Annotated in this window: 21 protein-coding genes; 9 read left to right on the top strand and 12 right to left on the bottom strand. The window is 42.5% G+C overall.

Features of this window, described 5'->3' with window-relative positions; translation table 11 throughout:
• The first annotated feature begins 101 nt into the window (after positions 1 to 101).
• Positions 102 to 1,988 (top strand): tetratricopeptide repeat-containing sensor histidine kinase, encoded by a 1,887-nt coding sequence (locus GJS45_RS21435; protein ID WP_162343931.1) that lies wholly within the window; start codon positions 102 to 104, stop codon positions 1,986 to 1,988.
• 47 nt (positions 1,989 to 2,035) lie between these two features.
• Here the strand turns inward: GJS45_RS21435 and GJS45_RS21440 are convergent, their stop codons facing one another.
• Together GJS45_RS21440 and GJS45_RS21445 are read right to left on the bottom strand one after the other, a co-directional pair.
• The gene (locus tag GJS45_RS21440; RefSeq protein WP_162343932.1) at positions 2,036 to 3,337 is read right to left on the bottom strand and encodes an acetyl-CoA hydrolase/transferase family protein; all 1,302 of its coding nucleotides are present in this window, start codon (positions 3,335 to 3,337) and stop codon (positions 2,036 to 2,038) included.
• 242 nt (positions 3,338 to 3,579) lie between these two features.
• Positions 3,580 to 4,659: a site-2 protease family protein gene (locus GJS45_RS21445; protein ID WP_162343933.1), complete on the bottom strand. Its 1,080-nt coding sequence runs from the start codon at positions 4,657 to 4,659 to the stop codon at positions 3,580 to 3,582.
• Positions 4,660 to 5,144: 485 nt separating this feature from the next.
• Here GJS45_RS21445 and GJS45_RS21450 point away from each other — a divergent pair, with 485 nt between their 5' ends.
• Genes GJS45_RS21450 through GJS45_RS21465 form a run of 4 tightly spaced genes read left to right on the top strand, consistent with a single transcriptional unit; the run spans position 5,145 to position 9,712 of the window.
• Positions 5,145 to 5,561, top strand: coding sequence for an OsmC family protein (locus GJS45_RS21450; protein ID WP_162343934.1), 417 nt, complete (start codon positions 5,145 to 5,147; stop codon positions 5,559 to 5,561).
• On the top strand, positions 5,558 to 5,797 hold the full coding sequence (locus tag GJS45_RS21455; RefSeq protein ID WP_162343935.1) for a hypothetical protein: 240 nt from the start codon (positions 5,558 to 5,560) through the stop codon (positions 5,795 to 5,797). The genes GJS45_RS21450 and GJS45_RS21455 overlap by 4 nt, the downstream gene beginning before the upstream one ends.
• A 26-nt stretch (positions 5,798 to 5,823) precedes the next feature.
• Positions 5,824 to 6,825 (top strand): PDC sensor domain-containing protein, encoded by a 1,002-nt coding sequence (locus GJS45_RS21460; protein WP_162343936.1) that lies wholly within the window; start codon positions 5,824 to 5,826, stop codon positions 6,823 to 6,825.
• Positions 6,818 to 9,712: a PAS domain-containing hybrid sensor histidine kinase/response regulator gene (locus tag GJS45_RS21465; protein WP_162343937.1), complete on the top strand. Its 2,895-nt coding sequence runs from the start codon at positions 6,818 to 6,820 to the stop codon at positions 9,710 to 9,712. Before GJS45_RS21460 ends, GJS45_RS21465 begins: the two co-directional genes overlap by 8 nt.
• Here the strand turns inward: GJS45_RS21465 and GJS45_RS21470 are convergent.
• The 10 genes from GJS45_RS21470 to serA all read right to left on the bottom strand — a co-directional run bounded on the left by GJS45_RS21470 (position 9,705) and on the right by serA (position 19,766).
• Positions 9,705 to 11,009 (bottom strand): dihydrolipoamide acetyltransferase family protein, encoded by a 1,305-nt coding sequence (locus tag GJS45_RS21470; protein WP_162343938.1) that lies wholly within the window; start codon positions 11,007 to 11,009, stop codon positions 9,705 to 9,707. The two genes, GJS45_RS21465 and GJS45_RS21470, sit on opposite strands and share 8 nt — an antisense overlap.
• Before the next feature lie 87 nt (positions 11,010 to 11,096).
• Positions 11,097 to 12,356, bottom strand: a complete 1,260-nt coding sequence (locus tag GJS45_RS21475) for a competence/damage-inducible protein A (protein ID WP_162343939.1) — start codon at positions 12,354 to 12,356, stop codon at positions 11,097 to 11,099.
• Positions 12,357 to 12,461: 105 nt separating this feature from the next.
• Positions 12,462 to 12,965: a dihydrofolate reductase gene (locus GJS45_RS21480; protein WP_162343940.1), complete on the bottom strand. Its 504-nt coding sequence runs from the start codon at positions 12,963 to 12,965 to the stop codon at positions 12,462 to 12,464.
• 11 nt (positions 12,966 to 12,976) lie between these two features.
• On the bottom strand, positions 12,977 to 13,939 hold the full coding sequence (locus GJS45_RS21485; protein ID WP_162343941.1) for a DUF4412 domain-containing protein: 963 nt from the start codon (positions 13,937 to 13,939) through the stop codon (positions 12,977 to 12,979).
• Positions 13,940 to 14,023: 84 nt separating this feature from the next.
• Positions 14,024 to 14,947, bottom strand: a complete 924-nt coding sequence (locus tag GJS45_RS21490) for a universal stress protein (RefSeq protein WP_162343942.1) — start codon at positions 14,945 to 14,947, stop codon at positions 14,024 to 14,026.
• A 688-nt stretch (positions 14,948 to 15,635) separates the two neighbouring features.
• Positions 15,636 to 15,848 carry a hypothetical protein gene (locus GJS45_RS21495; RefSeq protein ID WP_162343943.1) on the bottom strand — a complete coding sequence of 71 codons (213 nt, stop codon included), beginning with the start codon at positions 15,846 to 15,848 and terminating at the stop codon, positions 15,636 to 15,638.
• Positions 15,849 to 16,149: 301 nt separating this feature from the next.
• Positions 16,150 to 16,512, bottom strand: a complete 363-nt coding sequence (locus GJS45_RS21500) for a porin family protein (RefSeq protein ID WP_162343944.1) — start codon at positions 16,510 to 16,512, stop codon at positions 16,150 to 16,152.
• Positions 16,513 to 16,514: 2 nt separating this feature from the next.
• Positions 16,515 to 16,904: an RNA polymerase sigma factor gene (locus tag GJS45_RS21505; protein WP_162343945.1), complete on the bottom strand. Its 390-nt coding sequence runs from the start codon at positions 16,902 to 16,904 to the stop codon at positions 16,515 to 16,517.
• Between the two features lie 379 nt (positions 16,905 to 17,283).
• Positions 17,284 to 17,727 (bottom strand): DinB family protein, encoded by a 444-nt coding sequence (locus GJS45_RS21510; protein WP_162343946.1) that lies wholly within the window; start codon positions 17,725 to 17,727, stop codon positions 17,284 to 17,286.
• Positions 17,728 to 17,873: 146 nt separating this feature from the next.
• Entirely contained in the window at positions 17,874 to 19,766 is a 1,893-nt protein-coding gene (gene serA / locus GJS45_RS21515) for a phosphoglycerate dehydrogenase (RefSeq protein WP_162343947.1), read from the bottom strand.
• Between the two features lie 264 nt (positions 19,767 to 20,030).
• Here serA and GJS45_RS21520 point away from each other — a divergent pair, with 264 nt between their 5' ends.
• The 4 genes from GJS45_RS21520 (at position 20,031) to GJS45_RS21535 (ending at position 23,151) form a co-directional block, all read left to right on the top strand.
• Complete coding sequence (locus tag GJS45_RS21520) at positions 20,031 to 20,234, top strand: hypothetical protein (protein ID WP_162343948.1); 204 nt, start codon at positions 20,031 to 20,033, stop codon at positions 20,232 to 20,234.
• 12 nt (positions 20,235 to 20,246) lie between these two features.
• Positions 20,247 to 20,627, top strand: coding sequence for a DUF983 domain-containing protein (locus tag GJS45_RS21525; protein WP_162343949.1), 381 nt, complete (start codon positions 20,247 to 20,249; stop codon positions 20,625 to 20,627).
• 141 nt (positions 20,628 to 20,768) lie between these two features.
• Positions 20,769 to 21,446, top strand: a complete 678-nt coding sequence (locus GJS45_RS21530) for a TetR/AcrR family transcriptional regulator (protein WP_162343950.1) — start codon at positions 20,769 to 20,771, stop codon at positions 21,444 to 21,446.
• Positions 21,439 to 23,151 (top strand): peptidase domain-containing ABC transporter, encoded by a 1,713-nt coding sequence (locus GJS45_RS21535; RefSeq protein WP_162343951.1) that lies wholly within the window; start codon positions 21,439 to 21,441, stop codon positions 23,149 to 23,151. The genes GJS45_RS21530 and GJS45_RS21535 overlap by 8 nt, the downstream gene beginning before the upstream one ends.
• Positions 23,152 to 23,156 lie beyond the last annotated feature (5 nt).

Below are 23,156 nucleotides of genomic sequence, written 5' to 3' on the forward strand. Positions count from 1 at the left end.
TGATAAAATAAAAAAAAGAAATTTAAATTGTTTAAAATTGATTTTTAGCTATTTTTGATTGGTGTTTAGATTGAAGTGTAGTACTTGGAACGAGGTAACGTATGCGTTTTACGATGGGTTTATTTTTTCTGGGATGGGTTATTTTTTTGCCAGCCAGGTCCTCCGGTAGCTCTTATTCAGATTCGTTGGACTCATTGCTGCAACAGGCCAGTTCGTTGCAGTATGATAATACGGATATGGCTTTCTCGCTGACCCAACAGGCGAGAGAGTTGTTAGCGGGTAATCAGGAGCCACTACCACTGGCCAGGTTAAACAATCGGGAGGCCACGCTCCACTATATCTCTGGAAATTATAATCGGGCACAGTATTATTTTGCCTTGGCCAAAGAATTTGGAGAAAGGGCAGATTCCAAAAAGGAAATTGTATACGCGATCAATGGAAGGGCATTGATCCAAATGGTGGACAAGGAATACCCCAAAGCGCTGCAACTATTGGAAGAATGCATTGCCATCAATCAAGAAATGAGGGATAGCATCTCGCTGGCAAAAAATCATTTTAATAGGGGAATTGCCTACGACGAAATGAGTCAATATGATCAATCCCTGGATAATTTAACTCAGGCACTGGCCTACCTCAAGGCGGATAGCCTGTCGGTGCTTACGCTTATGGTGAAAAACAGAATGGGTAAGGTTTTCCACCAATTGGGAAAAGGGGGACGGGCTGAAGATCTATTCCGGGAGGTGTTGGCAGCGGAATCCATCTTGACCAACTGGGAGAAGTCGTTTGCATTGTCAGGATTGGCGGCCATAAAACTGGAAAGGGGGGAATTGGAGGAAGCATTGAACGATGGGGAGCAAGCACTGGAAATAGCAGAAATCCACGGAGCCCATTGGGATTTGCAGCAAATAACAGGGCTTTTGAGTCGTATTTATCAGGAGCTGGGGATGTTTGATCAGGCGTATTATCATTTGAAAGCCCATAAAAGTCATAGTGATAGCCTTTACGATGCGGCAAAAGCCAGGCAAATGGCTCGTTTGGAGCTGAAACTTACCCAAGCCGACAACCAGCGCCTAAGAGCCGAAATGGAGCGGGACCAGACCATGATCCAGCAGCAATACAAATTAATGGGCTTTTTGGTGCTCTTACTTTTTTTAATGGGGAGCATACTCTATTTCTTTAGCAAGCATTTGCGCCTCAAAGATAAATTTAACCGCTCCTTATCAAATAAAAACAAAGCGATAGGCGAACAGAAAGAACGAATCACACAACAAAACCTTGCCTTAAAGGAGTTGAATAGTACCCGGACAAGGCTTTTATCAATTATTTCGCATGATTTGCGATCACCAATAAATGGTATTAAGCAGCTGCTGGATGTCCGAACTAAAAATCTTTTATCGGAAACGGAGGAACAAGAGGTTTTATGCCTCCTTTCGGATCAAATTCAAACCACTGAGAATTTACTGAATGATTTGCTACAATGGGCCAATACCCAAATGGACGGGATGGTTGCCGAACCTGTCGAAGTGAATGTTGCAAAGATGATAGAAAGGATAATGCAACAACTGGAGTTTCAGACAAGAGCAAAGTTTTTGGTCATTGACCACCATCGGGATCAGGAAATCCAGCCTGTAGCCTTGGTAGATAAAAATCATTTTAAAATTATCATCCAGAATTTATTGGGGAATGCCATCAAATTCACTCCCGAATACGGGAAAATTGAGATCTTCTATACCGTTAGCGATCAAAACATTTCCATCCATATCAAAGATTCAGGGGTAGGAATAGATGAAGCCCACCAGGATTTGATAAATGGAGGCGTAGACGTTCGGATTCCCTCCAAGGTAGGCACCCACGATGAAAAGGGAACCGGTCTTGGCTTGCTGCTGGTGAAGCAGTTTCTGGCGTTGAATGGCGGAAAAATGGATGTAACGAGCGTCCCCGGTGCTGGAACCCGTTTCATACTCTATTTTAAGAGGAGGAAAATCTAAATTCGCCTATGGCAGAAGATCAAACAAGAGGAGTGGCTACAACCACTTTACCTGAAGGGGTAAACAAAATCGCCAAATCGTTCGTGAATGGCCCTATCCAATTCCTCCTGGTGTTCTGGTGCGGCAATTTTTTTAAGTTCATAGGCGCGCTGCCGAAGGTTTTTTCCGTACAGATAGGCAGCACCGTATTCCGTGACCACATAGTGCACATGTGCTCGGGTGGTTACTACTCCTGCCCCTTCTTTAAGGAAAGGGACGATTTTGGATTTACCTTTTTTGGTACCCGCCCGGAGTGCCATGATTGGCTTCCCGTCTTCGGACAGGGCAGCACCTCGCATAAAATCCATTTGACCACCGACACCGGAATAGTGATAACTGCCGATGGAATCGGCGCAAACCTGACCGGTCAGGTCTATTTCCACGCATGAATTGATGGAAATTACTTTCGGGTTTTTGCGGATGACGGCGGTATCGTTGACATAGGCAGCTTCGTGAAAGGAATAGGCCGGATTATCATGGATACTATCATACACCTTTTTGGTACCGATCACAAAAGAGGATACTACTTTGCCGGGGTGTTTTTTCTTAAACTTATTGGTGATAACACCTTTGTCCATCAAATCTATGACACCGTCTGAAAACATCTCCGTATGGATACCCAAATCTTTGTGGTTGTGTAACGATTGAAGCACCGCATCGGGGATACCTCCGATTCCAAGTTGAAGGGTGGCACCGTCGTCGACCATTTCTGCGACAAATTTACCGATTTTGTAATCGGCCTCGTCCAGCTTGGCGGAATAATCTACCTGTGGCAGGGGCTCGTCTACTTCAATGATCCGGTCAAATTTACTAACGTGGACCTGACCATCTCCCATGGTTCGGGGCATTTGTTGATTGATTTGCGCAATAATAAACGTTGCCGTTTCGACTGCCGGACGGGCCACATCCACAGAGGTGCCCAGGGAACAATATCCATGCCTGTCGGGAGGCGAAACCTGAATCATGGCAATATCTATTGGAAGGATGTTTTTTCTGAAAAGCCTTCCTATTTCACTTAAAAAAATAGGTACATAGCCTCCTCTTTCACTATTTACTGCTTTTCGGACATTTTCGGAAACAAATAGCGAATTGATGTAAAAGCTGCCTTTGCAGGATTCATCGGCCAGAGGCATGTCACCCAGGGTGGTGATGGACACGATTTCCACATTTTCCAACTCCTCTTTTCGTTTTGAGAGGGCTTGTAGCAAAATGGTCGGCGTTGCCGCACTGCCATGAACAAAAACCCGTTGATGACTTTTTACCAGTTTCACCGCTTCCTCAGGACTTACCGCATTCAATTCTGTATTCATAGTTCAATTTCAATCAAAGTGTTTCACTCATAAGGCCACCCTACCGCTAGGAAAAAGACATCCCAATTCGGCAACACCCAGCAGAAAATTGGACAAAGAAGCCAATTTCATTATACATATCCTGGATGTCAATGGCGTGTATGTAAATTTACCCATTAATTTCTTTACAGACCAACTTTGAAAGCAGAACCTTCTATTGAGTTTAATGTGGCGAAATCGAAAGGAAATACCGGGAGACGGATTCAGCGGGTCAGGGCATTTTTGACCATTATAAACTCCGATATGTTTTCCTGGTCTAAAATTCCTAAAAAATGATTTGCTTCATAGACCAATGCTACTTTTTTATTTCCTGCGGCCATTTTCTTAAAAGCCTCCTGCAAGGGAAGTGAAATTTCCAGTTTTAAGGGACTTTGATCGGCGACGTTTTCTACAGGGGTTTGGGGATCCCCTTGCTGTAGCCCGAGTACGATACCCTCCCTGCTGAGAATGCCAATAGGGCTGTCTTCCTTTACTACCACGAAATGGATTGCCTGCCCTTCCAAAAGCTTATCGACAGCCTTTTGCAAGGGCGCGTCAAAGGCAAGGATGGGAAATTTACGCATCAACACATCTCCCACCTGATACCCTTCCAGAAAAGAGGATTGTTTCGTTTGGTTTACTTCTGCCTGAGCACCCAGAAATATAAAAATACCGATCAGTACCAGGACCGGGTTATTAAATAACCCGAAAAATACAAACGCAATCGCTATCAGTTGCCCGGTTCCTCCCGCAATTTCAGTGGCCTTGATTCTGGACATTCCAGTGGATAGCAGGGCTCGTAACACCCGGCCTCCATCCATGGGAAAGGCTGGTATTAAATTGAATAACGCTAAAAAAAGATTGGCTGATGCCAGGAAAAGCCAGATACTTTTACCGTTAAGGGTGCCTTCCTCTAATAACTCCAGGTCAAAACCGGTTAGGGAAACCAATAGGGATAGGACCAAAAATAACACGACATTCACCAAAGGACCGGCCAATGCTACTTTAAGTTCCTGCTTGGGATCTTCGGGAAGTTTTTCCAGTCTTGCCAGTCCTCCAATGGGTAAGAGAATGATATCCCTTGTCTGTATGCCATACCGCTGCGCGGTAAGAGCATGTCCGAATTCATGCAAAATTACACATACAAAAATCAAAAGGACAAAAATGAGGGTCCACCCCGTGTCTATCCAGGGAGTACCGGATCTAACGTTAGAAATGACAATCCATAATAAGAGCAGCGAGAAAGTCCAATGAATGAACACTTTTATGCCGCTGTATTTTCCCAGGTATAATGAAAATTTCATATGTTTATAATTGTCTTTAAGTGGCCATATGGAATCTCGCATGCTTTATAATCATCCCTCTGTGTGTCGCCTCCATCATGCTCGATTTCATGTATTTATTATTTGCTTTTAATAGGTTCTATGCCCGTTCAGAACCTTAATGAAGAGAATTTCGCATACTTTCTCCCAATAGCTATCGGGAGACCCTTTGTGCCTCACTTGCGTCATGCTTGGCTTCCGCTAGCAGGCTCGATTTATGGTAGTGCTTTGGACCGGGTACTAATAGAATGGGGTGTTGGTAGTAATACTTAATGTAAAAATAGGGCTTAGATTCTAATTTACAAGTAGTCCGAAACAATGAAATTGGAAGTGCCGATATTGTTTCCTGGAGAGCCTTTCATTTAGGCAAATGTAGATTTTGATTTCCTTTTTATACCTTTGCAGTGCTTATCCTCCGTTGGTAAGTTATGGACAATTGACCAAAATTTGTTATTTTCGAACTCGAAATGAATAAAAAACAGATCACCCTTCGCATGATTACTGATCATGAATACGAATCAGTAAACGCAACTGGAAATAAAGTTCAGATCGATATGTACGCTGGCGCGGAAAAACAGCACCAATCACCCATGGAATTGCTATTATCCGGACTGGCGGGCTGCTCGGCAGTGGATACGGTATTGATGATGAAAAAGAAGCGCCGAAAAGTGCAGGATTTTAAAATCGAGGCCGAGGGCTTGCGGAATGATGGCACTCCCTCTTTTTATAAGACCATCCAGTTGCATTTTGTTTTAACATCCCCGGATGCAACCGAAAAGGAATTTGAAAAAGTAGTCAAATTGGCAGTAGATAAATACTGTTCGGTGGCATCCTCTTTAAAATCTGAAATCACTTACACCACCGAAGTAGTCAGGCCGGAATGAGGGTAGTCAACGAAAAGAATAAAGAGGGGGTTAGAATTACCATTTTTGATTGGAACAATAAATACCTGATCAAATTTGAGGACGGGGGCATGGAGCAGACTTTCAAAGTTTCGGCAATGGATGTCTTGGAGGAAGCGTCATTGGAATTGTTGCTAGAAGGCGAATTTTTTGAACAGGTAAAAGAAAGGTTTAACGAAATGCATCAATCCCTTCAAAATGCTATGAAAAATTTTTAACTTTGTTTATATTTAAATATTCAAAGATGAAATATTTATTTTTCACACTAATTTCCATTTTATTGTTTTCTTCCGCCTGCCAATCAGATCCTAATCAGGCGCATCAACAGCATTTTCAATTGCTGGACACTGTGATAAAAAAGGTGGAAGCGGATTTAACTCCTTTGGAAGCAGACATTTCAGCTTTAGCTGATTATTCATCGTTTTTATTCCAAAAAGCTGATAGTCTGGTTCCCCTTGGAGACGACAGCAAGTTTATTTCTGACGAAAAGGGCTTTATTTATAATAAGAATGAATCAGGAGAGGAAAGTACGGTTTTTGTTTCTATCCTGGCCGAAAATAAGCCCCTTGCTCTTCGTGAAATTCACACCACCGCGTTATTGGATAGTGCTTTTATAGAAGTTTTGGAAAAACGGAAAATAGTATGTCAGGTTTATTTCAATGCGGCCAGCCATTTCAATCGATTATACCCTCCCTATGACCTTTTAAATTCACTTGACCCGGAAATAGATATAACGGCCTTTAATTTTTATTACCTGGCAGACGAAACCCGAAACCCCAACAGGAAGGCTGTTTGGGTGGAGGAGGTCTACATTGATCCGGTTGGGAGAGGATGGATTTTATCGCTGATTCATCCGGTTTATCATGAAAATGAGTTAAAAGGGGTACTGGGTTTTGATATTACACTTTTTGACTTGATGAATGCCTTTCTGGAAAAGTCAGACAAAAAACTGATGCTCGTAGACAGCCAGGGTACTATCGTTGCGGGCAAAGCAGAGGCGATCGAAGCATTGAGTATGCCACCATTAAAAAATCACGCCTATATTCAAACCATTCAATCAGACAATTTCCGGAAGGAGAATTTTAATCTGTATAAAAGCAAAAGCAAGGAAGTAAGGCAAATGGCTTCCAAATTTCTGTTGGAAAAAGAAAACTACCATAGTTTTGAATTGGGGGGGAGGCTGTTTGAAGCCTATTGCAAGCGAATGAATTTAATGGACTGGTACTTATTGGATATCCATGACTAACAGGAAGAAAAACAGGACGGAAAGCTACCGGAGAGAGGCAAAAAAGTTTTGGTGGCTTAGTATTGGTGCCATTTTGTTCACGGTGACCTTGGCTTTTTTCTTTTACCGATCTTTATCCAATAACCTGATAGAGAACCGGAAAGTGTTTCTAAATAAGCAAGTGGAACTGGCTGCTAATGAGGTTCAGAGGACTTTTAACAACCTGAATGAAGACCTGATTTTTTATGCAAACAATCAGGAGAGATTACTTCCTTCCGGAGGAAATCCCCCGAAATCCACAGTGGATGAAACAAGGGTAAGGCGTTTGTTGAATAATTACATTAATCTGATAGATACCCTGTTTATTGAAAAGGGAGACCTACGGAAAATATACCAGGTCTCGGATGCCAATTATTTTACCGTAACAGAGACCGCGACCGCGATAGGAGAGCGGAATTGCCGTTATTGTTTTAGGGTCAAATCCGATAAAGGAACGGTGACGCTGTTGGTAAAACTTAATTTGGGTAAGTACTTTTCCAGGCAGCTGGTCAATTATTATCTGGGACCCAATACTAATAAATTGGTATTTTTGGAGGGAGGCTTTTACCAGTTGGTCGATGATTCCCTGCAAGACCCTGTGCTACTGGAAAAGGGGCTAAAAGAAGCCATGATGAGAGAAATTGAGGGTGGATTGAGAGGCGAATACGAAGGTGCCCTGTCGGAGAGTGGACCGTCAGCGGGGCAGGAGTCTCTACTGATTCAATATCCTTTTAATTTATTTCGACTGGAGTTAGAGAAGCCAATTTCATTTGTATTTACTCAAAATAAATCGTCCGTTGTTTCGGGGGTTTTTGGAAACTATTTTTATCTTTTTCTCTCACTCCTGGCATTGCTGCTACTGGTCGCGTTTTTCTTGTCAAGATTCTTTAAGATAACAAGTGAAAGCAATCACTTATTAGAAAAAAAATCCAGGGACCTGGACCAGTTGCTACGGCAACAAACCATGCTCTTGCAACAGTCCAGGGGTTTTATCTATTATCAGGATAAAGACCTGAGGTTATACCAGGTGAGCGATAATATTAAAGAGGTCCTCGGATATAGTCCAAAGGAATTCCAAACCTTTGCTTTAGAAGATTGGGTGAGCGATGAGTCAGATTCATTTATACTGACCAAGAAAGAGGCCATCGAAAGGAAAGATGATTTTTACTATTTCGAGGCCCATTCTAACCGGAAGCAGGGAGTGCCGATACGAGTTAAAATTTTCGAAAAACTCATTTTTGAATATGATGGCAAGTTTGCGGGTGCGGTGGGCATCTGTACAGATATTAATGATAAATACATCGCCGATCAGGAGCTGATTCGAAGTGAAAACCGATTGCGGTCCGTGTTAAATAGTTTGCCGGATATCATATTTATATATAATAACAAGGGGGATTTTTTAGATTACTACGTCCAGCAAGAAGAGCTTTTGGCGCAGCCGCCACAAAAAACCCTGGGAAAAAATATGAGTGAATTATTTTCAGGAGAAGCCGGTGAACGGGCCATGCGCGCGTTCAACAAGGCGGTGGTTACCGGAAAGATGCAGACCGAGGAATTGGATATTTTACTTGATATTGGCAGGAGATATTTTGAAATACGATTTTTTAAGCTGGACGAGAAGCGGATGATTTCCGTTGCAAGGGACATCACCGGACATAAACTCTGGGAGAGGGGGCTTCGGGAAGCTAAGGAAGCAGCCGAACTGGCGAATCGGGAAAAATCGAATTTTTTAGCCAATATGAGTCATGAAATTAGGACGCCGTTAAACGGATTGTTAGGAATCACCGGCCTGCTGTACAAGACTTCCCTTTCCAAGGAACAACAGGAGTTGCTGTCGATTGTTGGCGATTCTGGAGAATCATTGCTTCATATTGTAAATGATATTCTGGATTATTCCAAAATTGAGGCTGGTAAAATGGAATTAAATCCGGTGCGTTTTAAACTGAGACCGGAGATGGAACGAATTATCAATATTTTTACCGGCATGGCACAGGAAAAATCCCTCCATATCAACCTGTCCATAGACGACTCGCTTCCAGATGCCATCGTACTGGATAAGGAAAAATTGGCGCAAATATATTTTAACATCATTGGAAATGCGGTGAAGTATTCCCTTAAGGGAGGGGAAATCACGGTATTCCTAAAAGGCGAAAAGTTATTTTCCAGTAACCTAATCCTGCACTGTGCAGTAAAGGATAACGGTGTAGGAATTGATCGGGAGAAATTACCCGAATTGGTGAAGCCTTTCACACAGGCAAGCGCGGCCTCAAACGGTGAATACAAGGGTACCGGATTAGGATTGGCCATCGCCAATAAATTGATCGAATTGATGGGAGGCGTTTTGCAGATTGAAAGTGAATTGGGAGAAGGCTCCACCTTTTCTTTTACGCTCATCACAAATATGGAAGGGGAAGAAAATGAATCGAATGGACCCATTCAATCTGAAAAGGAAGTAGTTGATTTTGAGAGAGTTGCCGAAGATTTTCCACTTAAGATTCTGATAGTAGAGGATAACGACATCAACCTAAAATTCATGGTTATGCTGCTGGTACAATTAGGTTATGAGCCGGATGTAGCCATGAATGGCGTGGATGCGATCAAATGTGTCGAGGAGGAGCAATACCATTTGATATTTATGGACAATCAAATGCCGGGAATGAACGGAATGGATGCTACCAAAGTAATCCGATCCCTTGCAAATGGAAAAGCCGTGGTGATCGTCGGATTATCCGCCAGTGTATTTAAAGAGGATGTGGAGCTTGCCCTTTCCAATGGCATGAACGATTACCTAACCAAGCCGGTAAAAATCCAACAAATCATTGATTCCATAAAGAAATGTAGCCGAGCCATCATTGACGCAACTAAATGACCGTTTCCAATTCGAAATTTTCCAAATAGTCAGCCACTTTTTTGACAAACATACCACCCAATGCGCCGTCCACCACCCGGTGGTCGTAGGAATGCGATAATATTAATTTATGGCGAATAGCAATCATATCTCCAGTGGACGTTTCTATGACTGCCGGCTTTTTAGTAATGGTTCCTACCGCCAATATGGCTACCTGAGGCTGAACGATGATGGGGGTACCCATAATATTTCCGAAGGAGCCGATATTAGAAAGGGTATAGGTGCCCCCTTTTAGTTCTTCTGCGTTCAATTTGTTTTCCCTTGCCCGCCTGGCCAGATCATTGATTTTCTTAGATAAGCCGGGGAGGTTGTATTGGTCCGCCTGCCGAATCACGGGCACAATTAGATTACCGTTGGCCAGTGCTACGGCTATACCTATATTGATATCTTTTTTCTTAATGATTTTATCCCCATCTACTGAAATATTAATCATCGGAAAATCCTTCAATGCCTTCGCTATGGCCATTACAAAAAAGGGAGTAAAGGTGATGGATTCGCCTTCTTTTTTTCGGAATGCTTCTTTTATTTTGTTTCGGAACAGGACGATTTCCGTGAGATCCGCTTCCACAAATGAAGTGACGTGTGCAGAAATGTTTTTAGAGTCCAACATGCGTTGGGCGATCATCTTTCGCATCCGGTCCATCTCTATGATTTCATCCTGGCTATCCCTTTGTGGTGTGGGTTCATCGAGTGGAGGGGTGAATTGGGGCGATGACTCTTTCTTTTTCTTTAGGTAGGAGAGGATGTCATGTTTAGTGATTCGGCCACCCTTGCCCGTCCCAGGTATGGCAGCTAGTTCCGTTTCATTTATGTCTTCTGCTTTTGCGATACTAAGGACCAGGGGAGAGTAGAATTTTCTTTCGTCAATTTTTCTTCTTTCCTTTTTTGAAACGGCTCCCAGGATCAGTGAGGTATATTCAGGCACTTCCAGAGGGGTTTCGGTCTTTGGAGAAGCAGAATTTTCTTGGCGATCCTCGGCGGTAGCAGGGATTGGCTGTCCTTCATCCATTTCTTTTTCTACCGTTTCAATCAGTGCAATCGGCTTGCCCACTTCCACTACCTCTCCTTCTTTGGCCAGAATGGATTTTAAAGTGCCAGCATGGGTGGCGGGTACTTCCGTATCCACCTTGTCGGTGGCAACCTCCAGAACAGACTCATCCTGCTCGATGAGGTCCCCTTCTTTTTTTAGCCAGGAAAGGATTGTGCCCTCCATTATGCTTTCTCCCATTTTGGGCATCACCATTTCTACTGTTGCCATAGTCCTACTGTAAAGTCGTATTGAATTTGCCTCCAGGTATAAATCTAAAATTTAGGAACTGGTTTGCAAAAGGAAACCTTTTAAATTTTATGTGCTCGTCTGTAAAATGGTCTCTCTCAATAAATTTAATGCAGCAATTGCTGTCAGGTGAATGTTAACCGTCCGGTCTTTTGTAAGCTGTAATTTTCGGGTATGGCACACCTGCCCATCGTCGCAGGCAATCCAAACCAACCCGACCGGCTTTTCTTCTGACCCACCTCCTGGCCCCGCAATACCACTTGAAGACAAGCCAAAATCAGCTTTGAATTTATTACGCACTTGCCTGGCCATGTCTCGCACGGTACCTTCACTGACAGCCCCTTCACTGGTTAATACCTCGGCTGAAACACCTAAAACTGCTTTTTTAAATTCATTGTGATAAGGGATCACGCCTCCGTTAAAATAGTCACTGGATCCCGGAATACTGGTAATCAGGTGCGAGACATACCCTCCCGTACAACTTTCTGCGAGTGCCACTGTTTTTCCCCGGTTTACTAGCATATGGCCGATGGCAACGGGAAGGATATCGTCATTGAACCCATAAACATACTTAGAAATCAGGGGCAGTAACGGTTCGATCTGGGCTTCCACCTCTGAAGCCAGTGATTCCTGGTCAGTGCCAAAGCCAGTGAGGCGGAGCTTAACTTCTCCCAGGGATGGCAAGTAGGCCAGGCGAATATGAGAAGGTAGCTTTTCCTCCCAGTCAGTAATCAAATCCGAAAGCCAACTTTCGCCAATGCCAACCGTACGAATCAGTTTGTGGTAAATGACCGGCAATTGGTACTTTTTCTTTAGGCGGGGAATGACCTCCTGCTGCATTAAATATTTCATTTCATGCGGTACCCCGGGCATGGACATCCAAATTTTCTCCTTTTCTTCAAACCACATGCCCGGAGCGGTTCCTACGCCATTTCGAATATAGGTGCAATTGGAAGGAAGGTATGCCTGACCTCGATTAGTAGCCGTCAATTCCTTTCCCCGGCTATGAAAAAGGTTGCTAACATCCTCCAAAGCATCTGGAAACAACTCAAGCTTGGAGCCAAAGTATGCTGCCAGTACCGATTTGGTCAAATCATCTTTGGTGGGACCCAGGCCTCCTGTCATTAAAATAATGTCGGCCTTCACTGCAGCAGCCTCAAAGGCATCCAGCATCGATTCGCGGTCATCGCCAATTGTTGTCTTTCTGACAACACGAACACCGATTTTATCCATCTCCTCACTCAGCCACTTGCTGTTCGTGTCCATAATCTGGCCGTAAAGGAGTTCGTCGCCTATTGAGATGATTTCTGCTGTAACCGATTGATGCATGAAACAGGGTATTGGTTTTTTATGGTGCAAAATTAAAAAGTTTCCAGACAGTGGCGGGGATTTGCAAGTTTAAATTACCAACTGAAGGCATTTCTTCGCATAGAATTAACCCATTTCTTTTCTGCGGTAGGTTACAAATGCGTGCTTATAGGGGTTTTTGTCATCTTTTTCTACCATTACCTTATCCACCACTTCCCATTCGTTTCGATTGAACTCCGGAAAAAAAGTATCTGCATCAGGTGAAGCTTCAATCTCGGTAATAATCATTTCATGCGTAAATGGCAGTGCTTCCTTATAAATATTGGCACCGCCTAAAATAAAAATTTTTTCCAGATTTCTGGATTTTCCAATGTGCAGTGCTTCTTCCAGATGGTGGGCCACGAAATGACCCTCAGGAACCTTGAAGTCCCGGTTTCGGGTGACCACAATATGCGTTCTCCCAGGCAAAGGCTTGCCGAGTGAAGTAAATGTTTTTCTTCCTATAATGACATGGTGGCCGGATGTCGTCTTTTTGAAATGGCTAAGATCTGAAGGGAGATGCCAGGGCAATTCCCCATTTTTCCCTATGGCATTATTGGTGGCTTTAGCCACTATAATCGAAACGGTCATGTATACGATACTTATTTTGCTGCTTTCATTGCGTTTGGATATTCCGACAAATCGAAATTAGTGGAGCGATTGGTATCAATTTCAATCATCCTCATTTTTGAACTACTCTCGTCTTCTTTGCTCGCAAAATTCATTTCCATAATATGACCTTCAGGCAAATTTTTAAAATACGCTCTGTTTTCTTCTTTCATTTTTTTCGTAATGAATGGGCTATTTTTACTCCAGAAGGACTCCAGCCCTTCTATGGGTTCCTTACTGATCCAGTAGCTTCCTTCGGCATCATCACTTACCACGAGGTATTCTTCACAGGTATACCCCAATATATCTTTGGTATTTCCTGTTTTTTCAAATTGAAAATCTTCTGAAACCGCTGGGGAATCTTCGGCAGTATCTGCCGTTTCAGCAGCCTCCATCATGCCTCCCCAGTCGATAGAAAAAGCCATGCTTGATTTTTCTTCGTCATTTTCCATCAGCATTACCGTTGCCTCATTTTTATGGTCCATGATAATCACCGACTTTTCCTTTGAGTTTTTATCATCAGGATCTATAAATTCCATTCCGAAATAATCCGGGTTATCGGATAAAAACGAATGAAAGGTAATGCGCTCTGACGCTTTTCCTTTTTCATCTGTACTTTCAATTTCCATGACGGCAATTCCGGAAAAGCGGTAGGCACTTTCCGTTTCTACATCCATATTCACGGAACGCATGATTTTGCTGTAATCGTAAGAACCGCCTCCTGAACTTCCTCCTTCATCATTTTCACCGGCTTCCATATCTCCATAAAGATTACTGAAAGCCTTTTCCAACTGCCTTTGGGTGGCTTTTGCCACTTCCTTCTCTACGGTCTTTTCTACGGCACGAGTTACTCCCTCTGAGGCTGCATTTTTTAACCTTTTTAATAGCTGAGCCTCCGAATCCCAACTTAAAAATGAAAGGGAAAGTATAAATAAAAAGGTGGATTTAATTTTCATGGCATCATTGGTTTTGAATTCAAACTTAAAGTTATGAAATATATTTTTAAAGACCTAAACCATGTTTTTTTGTATGTAAAACAGCTATATTTCCAAGATATACTCGATGATGCCTGCATTTTTTCCTTTGGGCCGTGTGACAAGCAGGGGTACTTTATCATTCATCTGTATGAGCCTTTCCGCCATGCTGCCAATAAAAAGAGCGGTCGCTGCCGTTCTTCCTTTGGCTCCAATGATGATGATGTCGGCTTTGATTTCCTGGGCTTTCTGGATGATGTCCACAACCGGATCGTCGTCCTCATCTTTGGTGTACAGGGGTTTGACCTTGATTGATTTGGTATCGATTTTTCGAATAAACTTCTTATAGTTTTGTTCTGCATTTTCCAGCATGATCTGGCTAAACTCTTCATAGGACTTTCCGGTAAAGTGATAGCCTGAAGGCACCGCATATACATTTTGACAAAAGATTTCCGATTTGCCCTCGTTTTTTTCGGTGATTTCAATGGCCACCTCCAGGGCATCCTTTGAGTAATCCGAAAAGTCACTGGGAACCAGCATTTTTTTGATTTTTGGTTTCGAATTTTCGGGAACAATCAGCAGGGAGCAGGAGGCGCGCCTGGCAAGCCGCTGAGATACCACCCCGGATCCGGGAATGGATGTCTTTCTCCCCACTAAAATCATGTCGGCAGACTTTTCAGTGGCCAGCTTCAATACTTTCTTGGATAGCTGACCCTCTTTGACCACAAATGTATAATTGATTTTTAAATCCAAGTCAAAGTTTCCCTCCACTACCCGCTTCATTTGGTTCTTTCTCTCCTCAACCATATTACTGATCAGGTTAGGGAACTCCGCCAGTATATCCTTTGGAATAGCCAGGTTACGAATAACATTCGTGAAATAGATTTTTTTTGATTGATTAGCCTTCGCTATAAATGCGGCAAATTTCACCAGCGTTTTGTCCATCTCTGTTTGATCCAGACAAACAATGATTTTTTTGATTTGATACATTGTAAAATGTTATAAATAAGTGGATTCCTGAGAGCTATCTTTGGTCTGGCTGTTATTTATTAAAACATAAAAATTTAAATTAGTTAATTATTCCGTTAATGCAAGTGAATATTTTCTGTTTTTAAAACCTAAAAACAGAAAATACCAAGCTATTCTTTTTTTTCGGCTGCGATGGGCAGTTTGCTGAAAATTGTCTTGGCCCCACTATTTGAGGTTTGATGGAATAGGTTGTATATTTGTTTTAAGGTTCGGTTCTGCGACATGTTCAAACTTCACAAGTTAATTAAAATACCGAGTGAAGCACCGCTTCAAAACCAGGCCTCATCTTTCCCTGTGAAAGACCTCGTACCCTTTACAGGGTGCAGGATAACAGTGGAAGGTTGCGATGAGGGTGCAGCTCAAATCCTGTTATATCGGAGGTTTGTAACACTCCAGGGATCGGACCTACTTTAAAGGGAGACTGCTTTGCAGCCTCCCTTTTGATTTTTTGTGGGCTCAAAAAATGTGAAACGCCTCTTTTTATATTCTTTGTAAGACGTTATTTCACCCATTGTAAGTTCACTCCGGCGGAGAAAAGAAAATTGTTTTCGCCAATAGGAGAACGGTGGGTAAAGTCTTTTCTGATTTCATACAGGATTCTTCCGGTTACAAAATTAACTTCTGCATTAAATGGAAACTGACCTTCCGTTCACTGGTGTAAGGGAAACCTGGCACCATAGCCCCAGGTAAAACCGGATTTATCGGTGGTTACCCAAGCCCCTCCCTCGGGCCGGATATCCTTTGGTCTTTTTTCAAAATAGTATCCCATTCTCAAGGCGATGGTATTGAAAAAGCAGGCTTCAGCCCCAGCACCGAAGGCACTGTTGTATCCTTGGTCATCGTAAGGGTCCTTACCTGGCAATTCATCCCTGAACTGTAGGTGTACATCGAGATCTACCTTTTGAGCATTTTGATCAAAAATTACTTTCCCCCTACGAGTTCATTTGTAGGGGAATGGAAAAATGATAGGAAGCACCGGCCGATAAGAATATAATCATAGAACGGTAATTTTGCAAGTCCTCATGCGTCTGTTCTGTTCGATTATCCATTCCGGAGTTTATCAGGCTGGCAGCAGCCCTGAATTTTTGGTTGTTCAGGTTTCCAATTTTAACCCAGTCCACTTCCTTTTCATACAGCGCACCAGCGTTGTTAATAAAATCCCTTTAGGTGATATGTCCCGGGATGCCCTCGCCCTCTCCATAGAGGTAAACTCCGGATGCTCCTACATAGAGATCGCCTATTACCTCGTATACGGCAGCCAATGAAACCACGCTTTGTTCATTTTTGTCTACGGAAAAGGATTCTCCGGCTATATCGGTTGTCCATACGGTATTACGGTCTACCCATTTAAATCCACTGATTCCCAGATTTAATCGGTCATTGATCCGGTAGGTAATTCCCAAAAAAGGGTAATGGGAATTAGGGTAAACCTGCCCCCCATTCGCATAATTAAGGTGAGTGGTAATTTTTGCGTTGGTGAGGCCTATACTTTCCGGGTTATAAAATGCATTGTCTATTCCATCCAAGGTTAGGTGGCTTCTGTCCAGTCAAAAGCTCGGGCGATGATGGCCATGCTTTCTTTTTTATAATAAAACCGAGTAAGGAGTTCTTTACAATTGCCACCAAGATTTTTGAAAGAAATTTCCATTTGTTCAAAATTAGACTCCTTGTTCTCTGTTTCTTCGTTCCAGCTTTCAGGAATATTTTCGAGGGGTACTGTTTTTTTGTTTTTCGAAGATCGAAGCGTATCGAGCCATTTGTTCTTGGCGATTTGGTAGAGATATCCCTGAATGGCGGTTCCGTTTTCAGGTTTGAATTTACCAGTTTTGGCATTTTTACAGAGAGAGACAAAGGCCTCCTGGAAAACATCTTTAGCTTGCTGTTCATCTCCATTATTGGCAAGAACGTATTTTTCCAATTTTGGAAACTGATCCTGATAAATCCAACGCAGGATTTTGCTATCATTATTCTTTACCCCCTCCAGCAATTCCTCTAGGGTAAAATGTTAAAAAGTATACTTCTGCATCGCTTAGAAAATTACAGAAATATAAGAGTAATATTTTTTTCCCAAATTGCTTTTATTTTAAGTTACGTTTTTTTACCATTGATAATTTGGAGTAAGGGAAAAATACCATGCTGACAGAAGGCTCGGATTTTCATCCGGATAGAACCAAAATCCCACTTTTCCTTGTGAAACGGGGGATGATCCTTTAGGAGATCTTACTCCGATTGGCAAGTTTGATGGCGATCTACCTACTCATCGAAAAACAAGCGAATTGTCATCAAAATAGTATCCCTTACCGCTTGTACCAAATGTAATCGGAAACCAGTGGTTTCAGACCATTCTGCCGGAAGTCGGCGGCGATCTGTCCCCGATGATAGGTGGAGTGGTTGATCAGGTGAAAAAGAATATTCTTTACGCTGTTAGCGAAAACCTGGCCTTTTGAATTACCATAATTAATGGTGGCATCTAAGGAATAGGTATCCAAAATGCTGAGGGTATGTCTGTGATTAGATTGGTCAACTTCCCTCTCATCCTGAAGCTGCCGTTCGTCCCATACCCCAACGGGAGGCGCTTTGGGATCAATCCGGTTGTTCCATATTTGATGGGCATTGAGAATGTGATGATACAGTTTAATGGATTTTTCCGGGATTTTTTCCCGGTCGGCCATCATCGCTTCCCACAATCGTTGATTACAGTCATGCCCGTATGCAAATAGTTCCTCAAAAAACGCTTTCATGGTACACTGGTTTTGGTTTCTGGCTTTTGGTTCTTCCCTTCAATGAGGAAAGTAGGGTTACCGACTAAAATAGCCTATTTTTTGGAAAAAACACAAAAAAAAGGGAAACCGCTGAGCAGCCTCCCATCTTTGACGAGTCGGTTGTATCAGTACAAAACCCGAAACCGTATCGTACCTTCTATTGCCTTTAATTCATCAATTACTTTTGAGCTGTAAGCCTTGTCTATATCTGTAATCACGTATCCTATCTTTTCATTGGTTTTTAGGTACTGTCCCACGATATTAATCGAAAAGTCAGCAAGGACACGATTAATTCGGGCCATGATCCCCGGTTCATTAAGATGAATGTGAATCAGACGGTGGGCATCCTGTAGAAAGGGCAGTTGAATATTAGGAAAGTTGACGCTATTGTAGGTGTTGCCTGTATTGATATATTCAATGATTTTACCAGGTACAAACCGGGCGATGTTTTGCTGTGCTTCCAGGGTACTGCCACCTATATGGGGGGTCAGAATGGTATTTGGAAGGCCTATTAATTCCGAGACAAACGGTTCGGAATTGTTTTTGGGCTCGCTTGGAAACACATCGATACTTGCTCCTGCCAGATGTCCACTTTCCAGCGCATCTTTCAATGCAGGCACGTCCACCACATGTCCGCGGCTCAGGTTTATAAGGTAAGCTCCCTTTTTCATCAAGGCGAGCTTTTCCTGATTGATAAGCATTTCGTTTTCTTTCCTGCCATCTACATGTAAACTGATCACATCACAGGTGCTTAACAGTTCATCCAGTGATTCGATTTTGGTGGCATTACCAAGGGCCAGCCTTTCGACCACATCGTAATAATAGACATCAAGCCCCATATTTTCAGCCAATACCGATAGTTGAGAACCAATATTTCCATAGCCGATGATGCCGAGCTTTTTACCCCGGATTTCGAAACTTCCGGTGGCACTCTTATCCCATTTTCCCACATGCATGCTGCGGGTCTTATCGGTCAGGCCACGCATTAAAAAGATGATTTCAGCAATGGCTAATTCCACCACCGACCGGGTGTTGCTAAAGGGGGCGTTGAATACGGCGATGCCTTTTTCCTGACAGGTTTCCAGATCTATCTGATTGGTGCCAATACAAAAAGCTCCGATAGCGATCAGCCGGTTCGCATTTTCCAGCACCTTGGACGTAACCTGGGTTTTGGACCGGATCCCTAAAACAGAAACTTTCTTTATCTTTTCGGCCAGTTCCTCCTCCGAAAGGGCAGAGCTTATTACTTCCACATTATAGCCCTCCGCTTTCATAAGTTCCACCCCTATGGGGTGCACATTTTCCAATAGCAATACATTGATCCTGCTTTTAGGGTAAGAGAATTTTTTATTCATTTTGTTTACATAGAGGATTTCATCCAGACTTGGGGCTATATGATCCGCCTTCGAAGATACCGCCGGACGGTGGACATTCTCGGTGAAGGCATAAAATTTATTAGCTACTCCGGAGGCTTTTATTTCGTAGTCGGTATAGCCGTCTCCAATTACATATATATCTCCTTCCAGATTAAGTTTGCGTATGGTTTCGGGCTTTCCATTGTTTTTGGAAAGCGGGTTATCTTTATTAAAGCCGGAAATTTTTCCCGATTCATCGTAAACAAATTCGTTGGCAAATACATTTTCGGGCTTGATACCATAGTCGGTCACGATGGGAACCACAAAGTCCTTAAATCCATTGGAAATTATATAAATATCGGCCGCATTTTCCTGTAAAAACTCCTTATTTCTTTGAAAAGAATCGGAGACCTTTTTTTTCAACGCGATCACCAGGTCCTTTATTTGGTCTTTGTTGGCGTTTAAAATGTCTAACCGTTGCACCAGGCTTTCGCGAAAAGTGAGCTTGCCTTCCATGCCCTGATCGGTAATGTCTTTGATAGCCTGGAGTTTTTTTGCTTTTTCAGGGTCTTCTTTTAGGCTGATCTCCCCCAAAATATCCAGGGCTTCTACCTTTGTAAAAGTACTGTCAAAATCAATGATGAATTTTTTTGTGACGGTCATTTTCCAGCGAATTTTTAATGAGTTGCAAAATTAATAGATTATCAGGGAAATTGAAGGTTATGTTCCAAAATAACTTTCGGGAAACCTTGATGGTAAAAATTCGGGAATGATTATACCTTTGCACCTCATAGGATACTTTCCCAGGCAGGGAGGGTGCCTTTTCGGAGGGGAAAAAACAAATTCCCTTCGAAGAAGTTGGTCTTAAGATGCTTAAAGCGGACGAATGAAATGACCAACACAATGAGGTGATAAAATCCAGTAAACATGCCACTAGCAATTGATAATATCAGAGTGGGTCGGGTCTACCGGCTTGTAAATTACGGGGAAATTCGTTTTTTGGAGATTATGGAACGAACAGGTAGAGAAAATTTCCGGGTTAAAGACCTGGACACGCTCGAGTATTATGAATTGGAGGAACTATTACGATGGGGAAAGGGGAAAGATTACGATTTGGATGAAATCCGATAATTCAATTGACCGATGAAAAAGCAAACAAGCCTTACGGAGGCGATTTTAACCGCCAGATGTCCTAAATGCCGAACGGGTGGCATTTTTCCGGTATCTCTTTTCAGTTTCAATAAGCTGACCGAGGTCCATCAAACCTGCCCACATTGTGGAGTAGACCTGGTGCCAGAACCCGATTTTTTTTATGGAGCAATGTACATCAGTTACGCCTTATCCGTGGCGCTGTTTGTTACCATCATGATCGTGCTCAATTTCTTCTTTGATGATCCCGCACTGACGGTGTATATCGTATCGGTGGTTTTTTTCAATATCTTGTTATTGCCGTTGATGCTTCGGTTTTCTAAAGTACTATACCTCTATGGTTTGGGTAAAATAAGTTATGAACCGGAGGCCTAACCAGTTGGATATTCATTACTAAATTCAATATCCTCCTTCAAATTTTTACACTTAAATTTTTTTACTTTTTATTCTAGTAAGTAAAACTTACTTTTTGTTGGTTCGTATAAGGACAAGTATAGCTTTACTTTACAATTTAATATGGAGCAGATTTTAACGCGTATTGTTGTTCCTGTCAATCAGGATATTTACCTGAAAGACCCCTTAAGTTCGGATTTGGGGAAACGGATTCTACGAGAGAGTCCGGAGCTAATTGAAACGCTGGGTATGGAAGGCTTTAATTTCAAAAAACTGTCCGAAAAGGTAGGGAGTACCGAAGCGGCTATCTACCGGTATTTTGAGAATAAACACAAACTCCTACTTTACCTTACCAGTTGGTATTGGGGTTGGTTGGAGCATTACCTTGTGTTTGCCACCGCCAATTTGCACGATCCGATGGATAAGATGAAAATGGCGATTCGCTTGTTGGTGGAGGGGCCAGTATATCAGAATAACTTGTATCTTGACATCCAGAAGTTACGGGTCCTGGTTACGGAAGAGTCTTACAAAGCTTTTTTAACCAAGGAAATAGACACGGAAAACAGCAATGGGTTATTTACTCAATTTTATCGGTTTACGGAAAGAATAGCCACCATTATTAGCGAGATCAACCCAAATTATGCCTACCCCAAAACACTGGTTAGCACCCTGGTGGAATCAACCTTATTACATGCTTTTTTTCTGCGGCACATGCCTAAAATGACAGAGGCCGGGCTTAAGGGGGATCAGAAAATGGGATTTTATGTTGATATGGTATTTAAAACGTTAAAAGATGAATGAAAATCTGATTAATACCCCTTTAAAGAGGTTTATCAGCCTTCTTAGGGATGAGAAAAAGGAAATTTACGCCATTTATTTTTATGCGGTGTTGAATGGATTGGTCTCCCTCTCTCTGCCTCTTGGGATTCAGGCAATTTTAAATTTCATTCTGGGAGGGAGGCTTACTACTTCCTGGGTCTTGTTGGTCATTATTGTAGCGCTCGGGGTGATTTTTGGGGGGTATCTGCAGATCAGTCAGCTGTATTTGACGGAAAAACTTCAGCAGCGGGTTTTTGGTAAATCAGCGATGGAGTTTTCCTATCGGCTGCCCCGGATAAAAACGGAAGCGTTTAGAGGGAAATACGCTCCGGAACTGGTAAACCGCTTTTTTGATACGATTAATTTACAAAAGGGACTTTCTAAAATATTAATTGATTTCAGTACCGCTTCGCTTCAGGTGTTTTTTGGCTTGATTCTATTGGCCATCTACCATCCGTTCTTCATCCTATTTTCCGTGATGCTGGTGTTGATATTGTACTTGATTTTTAAGTATACCAGCCCAAAGGGAATGGCCACCAGTCTGAAAGAATCATCTGCTAAATATGAAGTAGCTTTTTGGCTGGAGGAGATAGCCCGAACGTTGGGAACATTTAAACTTTCCGGTTTTTCACCCTTGCCGTTTAAGCGGGTAGACAAATTGGTGGGGAAGTACCTGGAATTTAGGAACACGCATTTCTCCGTACTGATTTTTCAATACAAAATCATGATCGCTTTCAAGACCTTGATCGTGGTTACCCTGCTGGTTGCGGGCAGTTTATTACTGATGAACAATGAAATTAGTATCGGCCAGTTTGTAGCAGCAGAGATTATCATTGTTTTGATTATCAATTCCGTAGAGAAATTGATTTTAAGTCTGGAAACCGTATACGATACCCTCACCGCTACCGAAAAGCTGGGATTGGTCATGGACATGGATCTGGAGCGTTCGGAAGGTATTGATAAGGGTTTTGATCTGACAAAGTCCGGGTTAGCCTACGAGTTTAGAGAGTTGACTTATCATCCTAGGGACAAAAAATTTCCCAATATTCAGGATGTTAATTTGAAAATTGGTTCCGGAGAGAAAATCGTCGTTACTGGCGAAAGCGGAGCAGGCAAAAGCACTTTTCTTCAATTGATGGCAGGCTTGATTGAGGATTACCAGGGCAATATCATTGTTAATAAATTACCAATGGAAACCTTGGCACTTGAAAAGCTTCGGTCCATGATAGGGGATAGCCTTTCCAGACAGTCCATTTTTCATGGAACGATTCGGGAAAATATTACGGTAGGAAATGAAACCATTCCGGAATCCAAACTTCGAGAAGTCCTTCAACTGGTGGGTTTGAGTGATTACATTTATGGCCTTAAAGATGATTTGGAAACCCATTTGTTACCCGAAGGGAAGCATTTGAGTAATGCCAACATCAGTAAGATCATCCTTGCCCGAAGTTTATGTTTCGAGCCGAAACTTCTGTTGTTGGAGGAAGAGTTGAATTATCTGAACGGGCTGGAGTCCAATACCCTTCTGGATTACATCTTTTCGGGACCCTGGACCTTGGTGGCAGTTTCAACGGAGGATAGAATGCTGCGAAGAGCAGAAAGAATTGTAGTACTTGATGCAGGAAAAGTAGCATTTGATGGAAGTTTTGAAGCCTTTCAACAATATAAAAAGAATATTAAAAACTAACAGCC

Origin of the sequence: Cyclobacterium salsum (genome assembly GCF_010119245.1) — a bacterium.
In the GTDB taxonomy this organism is placed as follows: domain Bacteria; phylum Bacteroidota; class Bacteroidia; order Cytophagales; family Cyclobacteriaceae; genus Cyclobacterium; species Cyclobacterium salsum.

Coding starts and splice junctions, on each gene's coding strand:
- GJS45_RS21435 (WP_162343931.1), top strand. CDS start 102: ATGCGTTTTACGATGGGTTTATTTTTTCTGGGATGGGTTATTTTTTTG.
- GJS45_RS21440 (WP_162343932.1), bottom strand. CDS start 3,337: ATGAATACAGAATTGAATGCGGTAAGTCCTGAGGAAGCGGTGAAACTG.
- GJS45_RS21445 (WP_162343933.1), bottom strand. CDS start 4,659: ATGAAATTTTCATTATACCTGGGAAAATACAGCGGCATAAAAGTGTTC.
- GJS45_RS21450 (WP_162343934.1), top strand. CDS start 5,145: ATGAATAAAAAACAGATCACCCTTCGCATGATTACTGATCATGAATAC.
- GJS45_RS21455 (WP_162343935.1), top strand. CDS start 5,558: ATGAGGGTAGTCAACGAAAAGAATAAAGAGGGGGTTAGAATTACCATT.
- GJS45_RS21460 (WP_162343936.1), top strand. CDS start 5,824: ATGAAATATTTATTTTTCACACTAATTTCCATTTTATTGTTTTCTTCC.
- GJS45_RS21465 (WP_162343937.1), top strand. CDS start 6,818: ATGACTAACAGGAAGAAAAACAGGACGGAAAGCTACCGGAGAGAGGCA.
- GJS45_RS21470 (WP_162343938.1), bottom strand. CDS start 11,009: ATGGCAACAGTAGAAATGGTGATGCCCAAAATGGGAGAAAGCATAATG.
- GJS45_RS21475 (WP_162343939.1), bottom strand. CDS start 12,356: ATGCATCAATCGGTTACAGCAGAAATCATCTCAATAGGCGACGAACTC.
- GJS45_RS21480 (WP_162343940.1), bottom strand. CDS start 12,965: ATGACCGTTTCGATTATAGTGGCTAAAGCCACCAATAATGCCATAGGG.
- GJS45_RS21485 (WP_162343941.1), bottom strand. CDS start 13,939: ATGAAAATTAAATCCACCTTTTTATTTATACTTTCCCTTTCATTTTTA.
- GJS45_RS21490 (WP_162343942.1), bottom strand. CDS start 14,947: ATGTATCAAATCAAAAAAATCATTGTTTGTCTGGATCAAACAGAGATG.
- GJS45_RS21510 (WP_162343946.1), bottom strand. CDS start 17,727: ATGAAAGCGTTTTTTGAGGAACTATTTGCATACGGGCATGACTGTAAT.
- serA (WP_162343947.1), bottom strand. CDS start 19,766: ATGACCGTCACAAAAAAATTCATCATTGATTTTGACAGTACTTTTACA.
- GJS45_RS21520 (WP_162343948.1), top strand. CDS start 20,031: ATGCCACTAGCAATTGATAATATCAGAGTGGGTCGGGTCTACCGGCTT.
- GJS45_RS21525 (WP_162343949.1), top strand. CDS start 20,247: ATGAAAAAGCAAACAAGCCTTACGGAGGCGATTTTAACCGCCAGATGT.
- GJS45_RS21530 (WP_162343950.1), top strand. CDS start 20,769: ATGGAGCAGATTTTAACGCGTATTGTTGTTCCTGTCAATCAGGATATT.
- GJS45_RS21535 (WP_162343951.1), top strand. CDS start 21,439: ATGAATGAAAATCTGATTAATACCCCTTTAAAGAGGTTTATCAGCCTT.